A 13,909-nucleotide genomic window follows, 5' to 3' on the forward strand; every position below is an offset into this window, starting at 1 on the left:
TCGGAACGTTGATATGCGTCCATAATTATCCAGCTGTAACAAAAAATCTGACAAGATTTATTTAAAACGATGCAAATCTATAAATAAAGTAAAGGGCTGTTTGCGCCGCAAGCAGCCCCTTTATTAATACAGGACAATACTATTATTATAAATAGTTACCACGATCCCTCAAAAAGTACCATTTACATAAGGGCGCTTCTCTTCGGGTATTGTCTATCCCATTAGAACAATAAAACTATTTACAGGTGCTTAAACTGCACCTATTTTAAATCCTATACCTTATGTACAAGAATGCAATTTTGATCCTTGCTGTGCTGTTATTTTCCTGCAAGAAAGAAGCAACAGAACTACCTAAGAAAGATAACCCACTCATCGGTACCTGGAGTTTTGTCAATCTCGATTATAACGTTACCAACGTCAATTACATAACGAACAGTAGTGGCCTGGTGGTCTCAAGAATAATGAGTCCCCATGTTTACGTTACGCAACAGAACAGTGGTGAATTGGTGATAGACGGCGATCTGTTTCACTATAATAATATCCGGTATATCATTAATGCGCGTCTGGGCGATTATGTTTATAAAAATACCATATTGATAGATTCAACATTTCGGACGGTCAATGATACCACCACTTTTACAGAAAAAGATCCCTATCATTTGCTTGTATCAGATTCTATTTCTGTCATTAAAGGTACTAACGATAATGGTAGCATTTTCAGAGGAGGAATTGGTGATCAGAAATACGCGCTATCCGGCGATACATTAAGGTTCACTTTTGAAGGACCGTTTGTATTCGTCATATTTCCAGATGCTGATACTACCGTTCCTTCTATCGGTGCATTTGGGAGAACGGTTTGGACTTTTGTAAGGAAGAAATAGATATTATAATTCTTGACTGACCCGGCCACATTTGCAAATACAATTCATTAAAACGCGTAAAATGTATAAAAGAAGTTTAATAGTTCTGACTGTATTTTTCTTTTCCTGTGGCAAAGATGCCACTATTGAAATGCCAAAAGAGGAGAGCCCGCTCGTAGGCACCTGGAGTTTTATCAATATGTCTTCCACTGAATCCAATGAATATATAGAAACAACAGCGGACGGACAGGAAAAATTAAGAGTAGTTGCGAATGGCAGCTACATCACAAAGAATAATAATGGTGAGTTGGTGATAGATGATAGCACCTTCACTTATAACAATATCGGAATGGGAGTTGACACATTATTCATGCAATATACTTACGTCGATGGTGTATTAAGTGAGTCGCTGATGTTACCGGTAAATCAGACGGATAATTTTTACAAGCAGCGGCATTTCTATAGCCTGTCAACGCCTGATTCTGTTCATCTGGCAACTGGTACGATGACAAGCTGGGATGGTTCTACCAGCGATACATATCAAGGTGGAGTATATTCATTCAGCTTTTCAGGGGATACGCTGGTGTTGAAGAACAGCAGGAAATCTGTCACTACTGGTATCAACACTACAAATGGATTGGCCACTACATCCAAGGTAAATAATGCGTCAACGTTTAAATACCTAAGAAAGCAATAGTTACCAGCCCAATTAAATAAGATGCTGTCTGCCCTCACAGACAGCATCTTATTTAATATTGGAGTATACTATTATTATAGATAGTTGCTGCGGTAAAAAAATCTTTTCCTTTCCGTAAGGGTGCCTCTGTTTGAGCATTGTCTACACCAATTAGAAGTAAACAATGCTCTATATGAATACATTTACCAGCCACAACATCGCTCTGGGAAAGGAAAGAACAATAAGCGATACCGCTATTTTATTAAAAGATAGCAATCTGTGGAAGTCCGTAAAAAACACAGTTGAACTATTTTACCCCGGCCCGCAGAAGGAAAATGCAAAATACAGCGTTGTTGACCTGGGATGCCTTGAAGGAGGATACTCTTTGGAGTTCGCTAAAATGGGCTTTAATACGCTGGGAATAGAAGTACGACAGGATAACATCGACAAATGTAACTACGTCAAACAGCAGTCAGGCCTGAGTAATCTGAATTTCGCGAAGGATGATGTAAGAAATCTGAAAAACTACGGAAAATTTGATATCACACTTTGTTATGGCCTGCTTTATCATCTTGATAACCCTGTAGCATATCTGAAAACCATCTGCGAAAACACCAACAAGGCACTGATCCTTCATACACACTATGCAAATGAATTTGATTTCAGATATAACCTCGGAGCACTCAACAACCTTTACAGGCCATTTGAGAAGCGAATTAAGCCCTTATACACGAAGAGGAACTTCCGGTTAGGGCGATTAACAACTCATGAAGGATACAGGGGCAGATGGTACAAAGAATGGAACGCAGGTACTGCAGACAATAAAGTGAATAAAATGTTATGGGCGTCCCACGGTAATTATCAATCATTCTGGCTGTTAAAGAGAGATCTGATAAAGGCCTTGTACGCTGTAGGGTTTGATCATGTGTTCGAGCAAACCAACTTTACAGGCGACGATATGGCGCCTGACAATTACATTGACTATAATGATCGTAGTATGATTGTAGCGTTTAAGAAATAACTTATAACGTTGAAATAAATTTTGCTGCATCGGTCCATTCTACCTGCGGATAACGGTGATTATCCAGCGGTGAGAGCTGTACACTGAACATGCTTTGTATATACTGACTTTGCTGCCAGTCGGGATAGAGTTCATTTTCTCCTTCCGGATGAGCGGCGCGTTCCTGTTTATTTTGAGCGGCCAATTCAGCTAAACTTCCCATACGGATAAGCTTAAATTCCTCTTTCTTTATAGTAGTAGCAACGGTGGCTAATTCCTGCGGACTAATCTGAAAACCTGCAATACGCAATATCCTGGGAGCGGCAGTGTCTAAAGCAACAGCAGCTGTATAAGCAGCAGTATTATCCATAGTGGTAAAGTCAAGCCGCCAATCGGGATCTTCCCAATAACCTACTGTGTTGTTCTCCAGGTCGAGCAGGGGAGTATGGTTTGATAAAAGTTCAGCAAAAGCGCCATTGAGGACAGATGTTGCTGCAATGGGCGCTCTGTCCAATCGTTCGTGGAATTCCCGCCTCAGATCGAAGTTGCGGTTTTCACCAGCTGGAAGTTTTGTAAAATCGGCAGCGAAATCAGAAGGAATGAAACGGTGTACGCCGGCATTAACAGCAGCATTGAGGAGGATGGTCTGAACATCTACAATAACGTCATGTAGCCCCTGTAAAGCGGAAACTACACAATCAACCTCTCTGCAAGCCAGTGTCATTTCATTGACATTGGTCATATCTGTCTGAATAATGCCGACATCATATTGCTTGAGCCTGGCTATCTTGCTCAATGCTGTATTGGGGCGGATAACAACTCGTATGTCAGCACCTCTTTTACGTAGTTCACGGATGATCCTGCTACCGAGATTTCCTGTTCCGCCTGCTACTAAGATTTTCATGTGATTGCCTTTTTATAATTGTTATAGCATTATTAATGCCTGTTTTGTAGGCAACAAAGAAGCGCCTCATAAAATGGGGCGCTTCTTACATGTTTTGCTTGTTCACTTATCCTTATTCACTCCACGGAGATTGTAGAATGAAATCGCAGAAATTCTTTCTTTGAAAATCAGGGATCATAAAAGCACAGATATCGGCGTTCATATTCCCAAAGGTAGTATCCGTTTTATGTTTAAAACCTTCAAAGAAAGTAGGTATGATGGTTTTCTTAAAATCCGTACGCGGATACTGTTTAATAATATCCTCACGATGGCTTTCCGACAGATGCTCATATCCTCTGCCTACTACATCCAGCGCTACTCCATAATTCAATAATGCTACTTCAGCTTCTTTATGTTCTGCAATGCCGGGCGATGTGTGCAAAGCAACAGCATCCCATACTAATTGAAGCACCTGCGGAGGAAGGCCATGACTCCTGAGAAAATCACGTGCTGCGTTAGCGCCGTCTATTTCAAATCTTTTGTCCGGACTGCTGTAATGTGGAGTAAGACCCAGGTCATGAAAAGCAGAACTGACATATAAGAGTTCAGGATCATAAGGGATCTTTTTCTGTTCTCCGTTCAGAGACGCGAATAAAAAGGTCCTTATGGAATGGTTATAGAGAAACTCCGTACCATGTTCTCTTAATAATTCTGTGGCCTGTCTGGCTATTGTGCTGTCGGGGATTTTGATACCTGCAACAGTCTTTGGTTGTACATGCATAATCGTCTTTTAAACTATACAATGTTGGTGTTAAAACGCGTCTCAGAGTGCCATTGTTTTCGTCGATATACCTATGCGATTTAGAAAGTTAATATGACTGATGCAGACAATGATATCAGCTACTTCCTTGATGTTGAAATGAGTTTTAAGCTTTTCGTATGTTTCATCAGCAACGCCATGAACGGAAATGTGAGTTATTTCTTCAACTGCCTGAAGAACGCTTCTTTCAACATCGGTAAAAAGTGGACTTTCCTGCCAGGCCGAAAGGGCAAATATCCTGCGGGGCGTTTCACCGTGTTGTAAGGCTTCTGTTGTATGGTAGTCAACACAAAAAGCACATTTGTTGATCTGTGAAGCCCTGATCTTAATAATCTCGATCAGGCTTTTGGGTATTGAAGATTGATACAGACGGGTGTCCATATTTGCAATCAGGTCCCAGTACATTGGTTCTTCTTTCCAGACGTCAAGACGTTCTTTGATAATCTTAGTAGACATAATCGTTGTTTTATTTATGACAACGAAATTCCCTAACAAAAATGCCCTGTTTCTTGAACTAGGTTAAGAAATTTTATCACAAGATAGAATAGGGTAGTTTAAACGCCATTTTGGAGGAGTATAGGCACGCTGAACAAGCCAGTGGGATGATGGATAATGCATAAAAAAACCGTCTCAGTTGAGACGGCTTTTTTCTATAAATGATGTTTGATATTTCATTATGCACTGCAGGTTACACAACCTTCTTCCATGGTACATACTGCACCTTCTACAAATTCTACTTCATCCAGTTTGGAATCAACAGCTGCTTTAGCACCTTTTGCTTCAAGCGTTTTCGCTTCAGCTTTCTTTTCTACCATTGGTTCCATCTGTTGACCACCTTGTTTTTCAACAGTGAACTGTACCGCCTGTGTAGCAGCCTGTGTACGCAGGTAGTACATACCTGTTTTCAGGCCTTTCTTCCATGCGTAGAAGTGCATAGAGGTCAGTTTAGCTGCAGAAGGAGTGTCAACGAACAGGTTCAGAGACTGTGACTGGCAGATGAATGCGCCACGGTCTGCCGCCATATCGATGATAGTACGTTGTTTGATCTCCCAAACTGTTTTGTACAGTTCCTTGATCTGTGTTGGGATCTCAGGGATCTGCTGGATAGAGCCGTTGGAGGAAATGATCTTATTCTTCATATCATTGTCCCACAGGCCGAGTTCTACCAGATCTTTCAGGAGATGTTTATTCACTACTACGAACTCACCGCTCAGTACGCGACGGGTGTAGATATTTGACGTGTAAGGTTCGAAACATTCGTTGTTACCCAGGATCTGAGAAGTAGAGGCAGTTGGCATTGGCGCCAGCAACAGGGAGTTGCGGATACCATGTTTCTTGATCTCTGCTTTCAGGCCTGTCCAGTCCCAACGTGTTGATGGAGTTACACCCCACATATCGAACTGCAGGATCCCTTTGGATGCTGGTGATCCTTCGTATGTTTCATAAGCACCGTCTTTTATAGCCAGGTCTTTTGATGCATTCAATGCAGCAAAGTAGATGGTTTCAAAGATCTCACTGTTCAGCTGCTTAGCTTCTTCACTTTCGAACGGATAACGCATCAGGATGAAAGCATCCGCCAGACCCTGTACACCCAGACCGATAGGACGGTGGCGCAGGTTACTGTTACGTGCTTCGTCAACCGGATAGAAGTTATTATCGATGATACGGTTCAGGTTCAGTGAAGCCTGATAAGTTACTTCGTATAATTTTTCGTGATCGAACTGACCATCTATTACGAAGCGAGGTAATGCCAGTGAAGCGAGGTTACATACTGCTACTTCATTTGCATCAGTATATTCGATGATCTCTGTACACAGGTTGGAGCTCTTGATAGTACCCAGGTTCTGCTGGTTTGATTTGCGGTTAGCGGAATCTTTATACAGCAGGTAAGGAGTACCGGTTTCGATCTGCGCATCGAGGATAGCAAACCACAGGTCCTGTGCTTTTACTGTTCTGCGTGCACGGTTCTCTTTCTCATATTGTGTGTAGAGCTTTTCGAAGGCTTCGCCCCAGCACTCATGCAGTCCTGGTGCTTCATGAGGGCAGAACAGGCTCCAGTCGCCATTTTCTTCTACACGTTTCATGAACAGGTCCGGCATCCACAGTGCAAAGAAGAGGTCTCTTGCACGCATTTCTTCCTTACCGTGGTTCTTACGCAGGTCGAGGAATTCGAATACGTCAGCATGCCATGGTTCCAGGTAGATAGCGAAAGCGCCTTTACGTTTACCGCCGCCCTGGTCTACATAACGTGCAGTATCATTGAATACGCGCAGCATTGGGATGATACCGTTAGAAGTACCGTTGGTACCACTGATATAAGAGCCTGTAGCACGGATATTATGAATGCTCAGACCAATACCACCAGCGCTCTGGGAGATCTTCGCAGTTTGTTTCAGTGTATCGTAGATACCCTCGATACTGTCGTCCTGCATAGTCAGCAGGAAGCAGCTGGACATCTGTGGTTTAGGTGTACCAGCGTTAAAGAGGGTAGGAGTAGCGTGTGTGAACCAGCGCTCGCTCATCAGGTTGTATGTCTTGATAGCAGATTCGATATCTTCTTTATGGATACCGACAGACACACGCATGAACATATGCTGTGGACGTTCTGCCACCTTGCCGTCTACCTTCAGCAGGTAAGAGCGTTCCAGTGTTTTGAAACCAAAATAATCGAAAGCAAAGTCACGGTCATAGATGATGCTGGAATCAAGAACTTCAGCATTATTCTTGATGATCTCATATACATCATCAGAGATCAGTGGCGCAGGTTTCCCTACTTTAGGATCGATATAATCATACAGTTTCTTCATTGTTTTAGAGAATGATTTCACTGTATTTTTATGGAGATTGCTCACCGCAATACGCGATGCAAGCAAGGCATAGTCAGGATGTTTAGTAGTAAGCGATGCTGCTGTTTCAGCAGCAAGATTATCCAGCTCGCTGGTAGTTACTCCATCATATAAACCCTGTATCACTTTCTTAGCTACGTCTATGGCGTCTACGTACTCCGCATTCAGTCCATAACAGAGCTTTTCAACACGAGCAGTAATCTTGTCAAACTTAACAGCTTCTTTGTGGCCGTCGCGCTTAATTACAAACATGGGTAGGTGAATTTAAGAGGTTGAGTAATATGAATTATGGTTAGTTGGCAAATTCTGCAATAAGCTGCAATTATTATGCCTTATTAGAAATCTTCGTCCAGGCTGAAGGTTTGTGTATCCTTGCCGGACATCACACCTGCTTTCTGATAATCACCTACTCTCTTTTCAAAGAAGTTGGTCTTACCCTGCAGGGAGATCATTTCCATAAAGTCAAACGGATTTGCCGTGTTGTATATTTTAGTATAGCCCAGTTCACTTAACCAGCGGTCAGCAACAAACTCGATGTATTCGCCCATCAGTTTACTGTTCATACCGATCAGCGCTACTGGTAATGCTTCTGTGATAAATTCCTTTTCGATAGTAACCGCATCACGGATGATAGTGTGTACCTGTTCTTCCGGCAGTTTGTTTTCCAGCATGCTGTACAGCAGACAGGCAAACTCACAGTGTAAACCTTCGTCACGGCTGATCAGTTCATTAGAGAAGGTCAGGCCTGGCATTAATCCTCTTTTCTTCAGCCAGAAGATAGAGCAGAAGCTACCGCTGAAGAAGATACCTTCAACAGCAGCAAAAGCCACCAGACGTTCAGCAAAGTTGCCGTTGTCTATCCAGCGCAGTGCCCATTCCGCTTTTTTCTTTACAGCAGGTACTGTATCAATTGCATGGAACAGACGGTCTTTTTCTGCCGGGTCCTTTACATAAGTATCTATTAATAATGCGTACGTCTCTGAGTGGATGTTTTCCATCATGATCTGGAAACCATAGAAGCAACGCGCTTCCGGTAACTGTACCTCACTCATGAAGTTAACAGCAAGGTTCTCGTTAACGATACCGTCGCTTGCTGCAAAAAATGCTAATACGTGTGTGATGAAATGACGCTCTCCATCATTGAGGTTGCCCCAATCCTTCATATCTGCACTCAGATCAATCTCCTCTGCTGTCCAGAAACTAGCCTCATGTTGTTTGTACTTCTCCCAAACCTTCGGATAGTTGATAGGCAGCAATACAAATCTGTCTTTGTTTTCTTTTAAAAGCAGTTCATTCTCTAAATTCATCGCTCAATAATTTTATATGGTTAACGTATACAGATAGAAAGGACATGACGGAGATTCTTATTCCCACGTTATACTGATTTGGACCCTTTCATGATACCCTTTGATACGTAGATGTTCCGACCGAATTTTCATGTGCCGGCTGGTTGGAATTCCCTCACCGGCTACCGGGGTGTTCGCTTATATCCCTGGAGACTTAACAATCGTGTCGTGAACTGATACAAATGTACACATCAATGACACCTGACCCTTTTTTAGTTTTTAACAGCGTGTGGAAAAACAGCTGATGAATTTTGAAGACATACCATGACAGCGCACTCGGGAGAAAGAGGGATATTAATAAATCCTTAATTCACATTTCCCACGCACAAAAGCCTATGAGTATAACGTCTATAGCCCGAAAATTTTGTTAAATCACCTGATGCAAATTGACTTTCAGCTATTTATTACACATATTTACAAATAAATTATATTTCTCCATATGGCTTCTCATATACTAAGTCTTCACCATGTTATAAAATCCTATCATGACAGGGTGGTGTTAGATATCCACAACCTTGAACTGAATTATGGGGTTTACTGGTTATTGGGAGCCAATGGCGCCGGGAAAACAACCGCTATGAAGGTCATGGCCGGACTGATCCCATTTAAAGGCGATATCCTGCTGGAGAATGATATCAACTGTAATAAACAGCCCGTTCAATACCGTCGCCTTGTGAATTACGCAGAGGCGGAACCCCTTTACCCTGGCTTTGTGACCGGTAGTGACCTTGTTTCCCTGTACGTGAAAACCAAAGGGAAAGGGTATAAAGACGTGCAGGAAATGATCGATCTGATGGGAGTTGCATCGTTTATCCACCAGCCTGTAAGCAGCTACTCCAGCGGTATGTTGAAAAAGGTCTCCCTGCTGCTGGCATTTACCGGTACTCCTAAGGTGATCTTGCTGGATGAACCGCTAATTACACTTGATACACAATCACTTCCACTGTTATACACATTAGTAGAGGAATTCCACCGGCAATTTGGGGTCACTTTTTGTATCACCTCTCATCAACCGGTAACTGCCGGATCGATCCACCTGCAGGTGGAAGGAAAAAATATTGTGAAGATCTAATTATCCCCAATGGCTTTATCCAAGATATTCACAGTGCGTTATTACGCGAAGAACACAGGGTTTTTCCTCGTGTTGTTCTATTTCTTTTTTGGTATTGTTCCCGGCGGACAACTACCTTCTTATCACCATACCTTAATAAAGGGCTTTACGGGTAGCCTGGACTTCCTGGCCCTCGTATGCCTGGGCTGGTTGTTGTACAATCTGAAATGCATTGCGTTTATCGTCAATGTATTATCCACAAAAGAACACACCTTCCTTTTTGGTACTCTCGGTCTGCTGGAAGGTCCCGCCAAATGGCGTACCTGGTTATGGTTGCATGTTACGCTCTATGCCCCTGTACTGATATACAGCGGGATCGCTGCATTGATAGCCATACAGTTACATTTTCATTTATCTGCTGTTATTATAGGGTTATTTAATATCGTGATGGTCATTGCGCCACTTTGGCTCTATGATCAAAAAATGAAACATCCCGGTACGGTATCTTTCCTGGCCCGATGGCAGCAATGGCTGAACAAGACCATCCGGAAGCCGGTTTGGTCATTGTATGGTTATGAACTGCTGAATAATAATATGAAGTCACTAGCTATCGCCAAAGTGGTATCGGGAGGAATAGTCATTATTACCTGTTCGCTGATGGGTACAGCATATGACGTGCGCTTTGTACTGGTAGGGTTCCTGGTATGTATCCTGTCACAGGTAGTACTGATATACAATCACAGGCGTTTTGATGATCTTTATCTTTCCCTGCTGCCACAGTTGCCGGTGCAAATGTGGAAAAGATACCTGCAGACAGGGTTACTATATTTAGTATTGTTACTACCCGAAAGCATCCTGCTGACTTACAGGATATGGGAACAGACGACGCCAGCACATATTATCATGCTGGTCGCTACCGGAGTATCTGTGTTATTATTGTTGCGTAGCCTGTTGTATTTTCCACAGATGGACCAGGACAGATATTTCCGCTGGGTGCTGATCATCATCGTTGTATTACTTTTTATGGGATTGGCACACTTATATTGGTATGGAATTATCCTGCTCCAGGTACCGGCGCTTACTATTTTTTACAATAGGTATTACCGTTATGAGGCTCCCCTGGAAAAGGTAGACTGACGACTCACTATCATAGTGAAATTATGGGTATATTCGTCCGGAGGTCGTAAACGGGGCACGCAAGGACACAAACATATTTTTAACCATTATCTATGGGTTTCTTATCAAAAATATTTGGTAGGCGAAACGATGCCGGTGTAGACGACCAGTTGCCGGTTGTGCACATAGCTGATGATGATGAACGTATGAACTGGGCTATCGAAAAAGCCAACGCCACCTTACATTATTTCCAGAATTGCCTGCTGGCGCCCGATCCGGAGCAACAATACTTTTCCGTAAAAGTATTGATAGATGATGGTGTAAATCGTGAGCACCTCTGGCTGGTATCACCCAGCTTTGATGATGAAGGTAACCTGTATGGGATAGTCGGGAACAAGCCGGTCTATGTTAATTCTGTTGCCGTCAATCAGAAAATAGGTATCGATCCCCGTTTTATTTCCGACTGGATGATCATTGAAGAAGGGCGCCTGATAGGAGGATATACTATCCGGGCCATCCGCGATGGCCGGCCTGACCACGAGCGGCCTGAATTTGACAGGCAGGTAGGGTTATACATTGACGAGGGAATTGACTACTTTGTTCATGATTTTTCCACGCCCGAAGGAGCCATTTTGTGCCTCGAAGATGCCTATGACGATCAGGATATAGAAAAAGCCCTTGCGTGCAAGAACTTTGAAGAGGAAGCCAGAATGCTGCTGCTGGAAATGAATGACAGATGTAGTGGCAGGGAAATACTGGAAACTACTGCCAACATTTTACGCACAGCTTTCATCAAGAGTCTCCAGAAGGACGGTTTTCCCGTTTTCAGAGACCTTCGTCGCGCTTATCCTTATCGTAAGAAGATCACAGACAATTTGTACCTCATTACGGAAGTCTGCATCTTTCCCAACGGAACAAAAAGCCAGCAGCAGATCTACACTTTTAAAGGTGAAGATGGCTGGAGAGTATTAAACATAAAAGTATAAAATATACAGGTCAAACATCCATGTCATGATGAAGAAGATTTTAAGCCACAGCATTTTGTTTTTATTCGCTGCTTTTACAGCAGTTGCACAACAACCTCTGAAAGTAGGCGTAGCCGGTTTGTCCCACGACCACGTGCATCTGCTGATGCATCAGTGGAAAAAAGGACAGGTGATCATTGCCGGCATCGCAGAGGCAGATCAACAACTCATCGCACGTTACAAAAAAAGTTATCAGCTGCCTGATTCGCTCTTCTATCCCGATCTGAATGCTTTGTTGGCGCATACGCATCCTGATGCCGTTTTAGGTTACAATCCGGTGTCCGAACATATTAATGTGGTGGAGGCCTGCGCGCCCAAACACATCCCGGTAATGGTGGAAAAACCACTGGCTACTACCGTAGCACAGGCAGAAAGAATGGCGGCGCTGGCAAAGAAATATAACATCCCTTTGCTGACCAACTTCGAAACTACCTGGTACAATACCAATCAGTATGTATACGATATGGTGAAAAAGCAGGACGCCGTAGGTCCTGTGCGTAAAATGGTGGTGCACGACGGTCATGAAGGGCCGCGGGAGATAGGTTGCAGTGAAGACTTCCTGCGCTGGTTAACCGATCCTGTGAAAAACGGAGGAGGGGCATTGATGGACTTCGGTTGTTATGGTGCCAACCTGATGACCTGGCTAATGGATGGCAAGGCGCCTATCGCTGTTACAGCAGTAGCCCGCCATATCAAACCGTCTGTATACCCTAAAGTGGAAGATGATGCAACCATCCTGCTGGAATATCCTGAAGCAACCGGTATCATCGAAGCCTCCTGGAACTGGCCTTTTAGTATCAAGGATTGGGAAGTATTCGGTAAATCAGGTTATCTGCATGCACTGAACCCGAAAGATCTGCAACAGAGGAAAAAGAATGAATACCAGCCGGTTACCGTGCCAGAGGCTGCTTATACCGACAATATTACGTATCTTGCAGCTGTGCTGAATGGTACCTTGAAGCCGGGCAATGATCTGTCTTCCCTGGAAAACAACCTAATCGTTGTACGTATTCTGGAAGCTGCCCGTACCTCTGCAAAAGAAGGGAAACGTGTTGTACTGAAGTAAGCGTTAAGAGACCAAGCAGAGACCAAGCAGAGAAGACGGAGAGAAGAAGTTCGCAAGGGACAAACAAGCATTTCAACAAGAACGAACAAATGCCGCTTTAATACTAACAGCCACATTGTTGCTTTTGAACAACAGTGTGGCTGTTTGATCATTATTTACTATCCATCTGTAACACTATAATAGCTACCTATGTCTACCACATCAGAGAAGGTCAAGTCAAACGCGAAAGACCGTGCCTGGATCATTACCCTGACGATCCTTTTCGGCATCATGGCCATCCTCCTTTTTTACACGATTATCTGCATCTGGCCCTCCGGTTACGTAAGCAGTAAAGACCCGTTCAAATTATTCGGAAGTGTATATACCATCACTGCAGAACACCGTTTCCTGTTGTTGATGGTACTGGGAGGGGCGTTGGGGGCTAATGTTCACCTCATCATCTCATTTACTGCCTTTGTAGGCAACCGCACATTTGTAACTACCTGGATCCCCTGGTACCTGTTAAGACCCTTGATCGGCGCAGGTATGGCTATGTTCTTCTACATGTTGCTGAGAGGAGGGATACTGACTTATAGTCCGCCGGTAGCGCCTGAACTGCCTGAGAACAACCAGGTTACGGAGGCTGTTTCCACTCCTGCTGTTACTGAAGGGGAGGTTAGCGCGAGTGCTGTACCGGAAGAAGGTACCGTACATGAAGTTTCTTCTACGGATACTACTGCCGCAGATTCAACCACGGCTGCTGCCGATTCTACTGCTGCTATACCTGCCGCTGAAAAGAGTGAAGCTGACGAGCCACGGGATAGCGTACCATTGAACCCTTACGGTATGATGGCTATTGCCTGCCTGGTAGGCCTGTTCTCTAAAGAGGCGTCTGAGAAACTGGAAGAGGTGTTTAAAACCCTGTTCAATGTTAAGGAAAAGACCCAGTATAAGGATAAATTGCCGGAAGAGAGTAATGGGAATGGTAACAAAGCTGCTGCTAGTGAGGTAGATGCTGCTGATGCCGGCCTGGCTGATCAGAAGACAGAACCAGGCGAGGGCTTGTAAGCTTGTAAAGCTAATCCTGCATCATAACTTTAAACTGTAAAGTTTTTTTGTACTAAGCAGATATTGCCTTTTTTACCGCTTAGATACCGCTTAGATACCGCTAATCCTACGTTAATCCTACGTTCATGAACGTAGGATTAACGTAGGATTAGCGGTATCTAAGCGGTATCTAA

General features: G+C 43.5%; 13 protein-coding genes. 8 read left to right on the forward strand and 5 right to left on the reverse strand.

The features are described from left to right. The first annotated feature begins 281 nt into the window (after window positions 1-281). The 3 genes from C7475_RS19380 (at window position 282) to C7475_RS19390 (ending at window position 2,557) form a co-directional block, all read left to right on the forward strand. Window positions 282-881, forward strand: a complete 600-nt coding sequence (locus C7475_RS19380) for a hypothetical protein (RefSeq protein ID WP_110055033.1) — start codon at window positions 282-284, stop codon at window positions 879-881. A gap of 61 nt (window positions 882-942) precedes the next feature. Continuing rightward, complete coding sequence (locus C7475_RS19385; RefSeq protein WP_110055034.1) at window positions 943-1,557, forward strand: hypothetical protein; 615 nt, start codon at window positions 943-945, stop codon at window positions 1,555-1,557. Between the two features lie 172 nt (window positions 1,558-1,729). Further along, window positions 1,730-2,557 (forward strand): bifunctional 2-polyprenyl-6-hydroxyphenol methylase/3-demethylubiquinol 3-O-methyltransferase UbiG, encoded by an 828-nt coding sequence (locus tag C7475_RS19390; protein ID WP_110055066.1) that lies wholly within the window; start codon window positions 1,730-1,732, stop codon window positions 2,555-2,557. Between the two features lies 1 nt (window position 2,558). On the opposite strand, the gene C7475_RS19395 is transcribed toward C7475_RS19390, so the two are convergent. From C7475_RS19395 to C7475_RS19415, 5 genes are all read right to left on the reverse strand, one after another. Next, complete coding sequence (locus C7475_RS19395; protein WP_110055035.1) at window positions 2,559-3,440, reverse strand: NmrA family NAD(P)-binding protein; 882 nt, start codon at window positions 3,438-3,440, stop codon at window positions 2,559-2,561. Window positions 3,441-3,552: 112 nt separating this feature from the next. Then, window positions 3,553-4,200: an HD domain-containing protein gene (locus C7475_RS19400; RefSeq protein ID WP_110055036.1), complete on the reverse strand. Its 648-nt coding sequence runs from the start codon at window positions 4,198-4,200 to the stop codon at window positions 3,553-3,555. A gap of 42 nt (window positions 4,201-4,242) precedes the next feature. Further along, a complete protein-coding gene (locus C7475_RS19405) occupies window positions 4,243-4,695 on the reverse strand; it encodes a carboxymuconolactone decarboxylase family protein (RefSeq protein ID WP_110055037.1) in 453 nt (150 codons plus the stop codon). Window positions 4,696-4,913: 218 nt separating this feature from the next. After that, window positions 4,914-7,337 (reverse strand): ribonucleoside-diphosphate reductase subunit alpha, encoded by a 2,424-nt coding sequence (locus C7475_RS19410; protein ID WP_110055038.1) that lies wholly within the window; start codon window positions 7,335-7,337, stop codon window positions 4,914-4,916. A gap of 83 nt (window positions 7,338-7,420) precedes the next feature. Further along, window positions 7,421-8,392: a ribonucleoside-diphosphate reductase small subunit gene (locus C7475_RS19415; protein ID WP_110055039.1), complete on the reverse strand. Its 972-nt coding sequence runs from the start codon at window positions 8,390-8,392 to the stop codon at window positions 7,421-7,423. 478 nt (window positions 8,393-8,870) lie between these two features. On the opposite strand from C7475_RS19415, the gene C7475_RS19420 reads away from it, so the two are divergent. The 5 genes from C7475_RS19420 to C7475_RS19440 all read left to right on the forward strand — a co-directional run bounded on the left by C7475_RS19420 (window position 8,871) and on the right by C7475_RS19440 (window position 13,736). Next, a complete protein-coding gene (locus C7475_RS19420; RefSeq protein WP_110055040.1) occupies window positions 8,871-9,503 on the forward strand; it encodes an ABC transporter ATP-binding protein in 633 nt (210 codons plus the stop codon). Window positions 9,504-9,512: 9 nt separating this feature from the next. Beyond that, window positions 9,513-10,619 (forward strand): hypothetical protein, encoded by a 1,107-nt coding sequence (locus C7475_RS19425; RefSeq protein ID WP_110055041.1) that lies wholly within the window; start codon window positions 9,513-9,515, stop codon window positions 10,617-10,619. Between the two features lie 92 nt (window positions 10,620-10,711). Then, complete coding sequence (locus tag C7475_RS19430; RefSeq protein WP_110055042.1) at window positions 10,712-11,584, forward strand: DUF2314 domain-containing protein; 873 nt, start codon at window positions 10,712-10,714, stop codon at window positions 11,582-11,584. A 25-nt stretch (window positions 11,585-11,609) separates the two neighbouring features. Beyond that, the gene (locus C7475_RS19435) at window positions 11,610-12,689 is read left to right on the forward strand and encodes a Gfo/Idh/MocA family protein (protein WP_233259899.1); all 1,080 of its coding nucleotides are present in this window, start codon (window positions 11,610-11,612) and stop codon (window positions 12,687-12,689) included. 189 nt (window positions 12,690-12,878) lie between these two features. Beyond that, on the forward strand, window positions 12,879-13,736 hold the full coding sequence (locus tag C7475_RS19440; RefSeq protein WP_110055043.1) for a hypothetical protein: 858 nt from the start codon (window positions 12,879-12,881) through the stop codon (window positions 13,734-13,736). Window positions 13,737-13,909: the final 173 nt, after the last annotated feature.

Source organism: Chitinophaga sp. S165 (genome assembly GCF_003182155.1).
Classification (GTDB): Bacteria; Bacteroidota; Bacteroidia; order Chitinophagales; family Chitinophagaceae; genus Chitinophaga.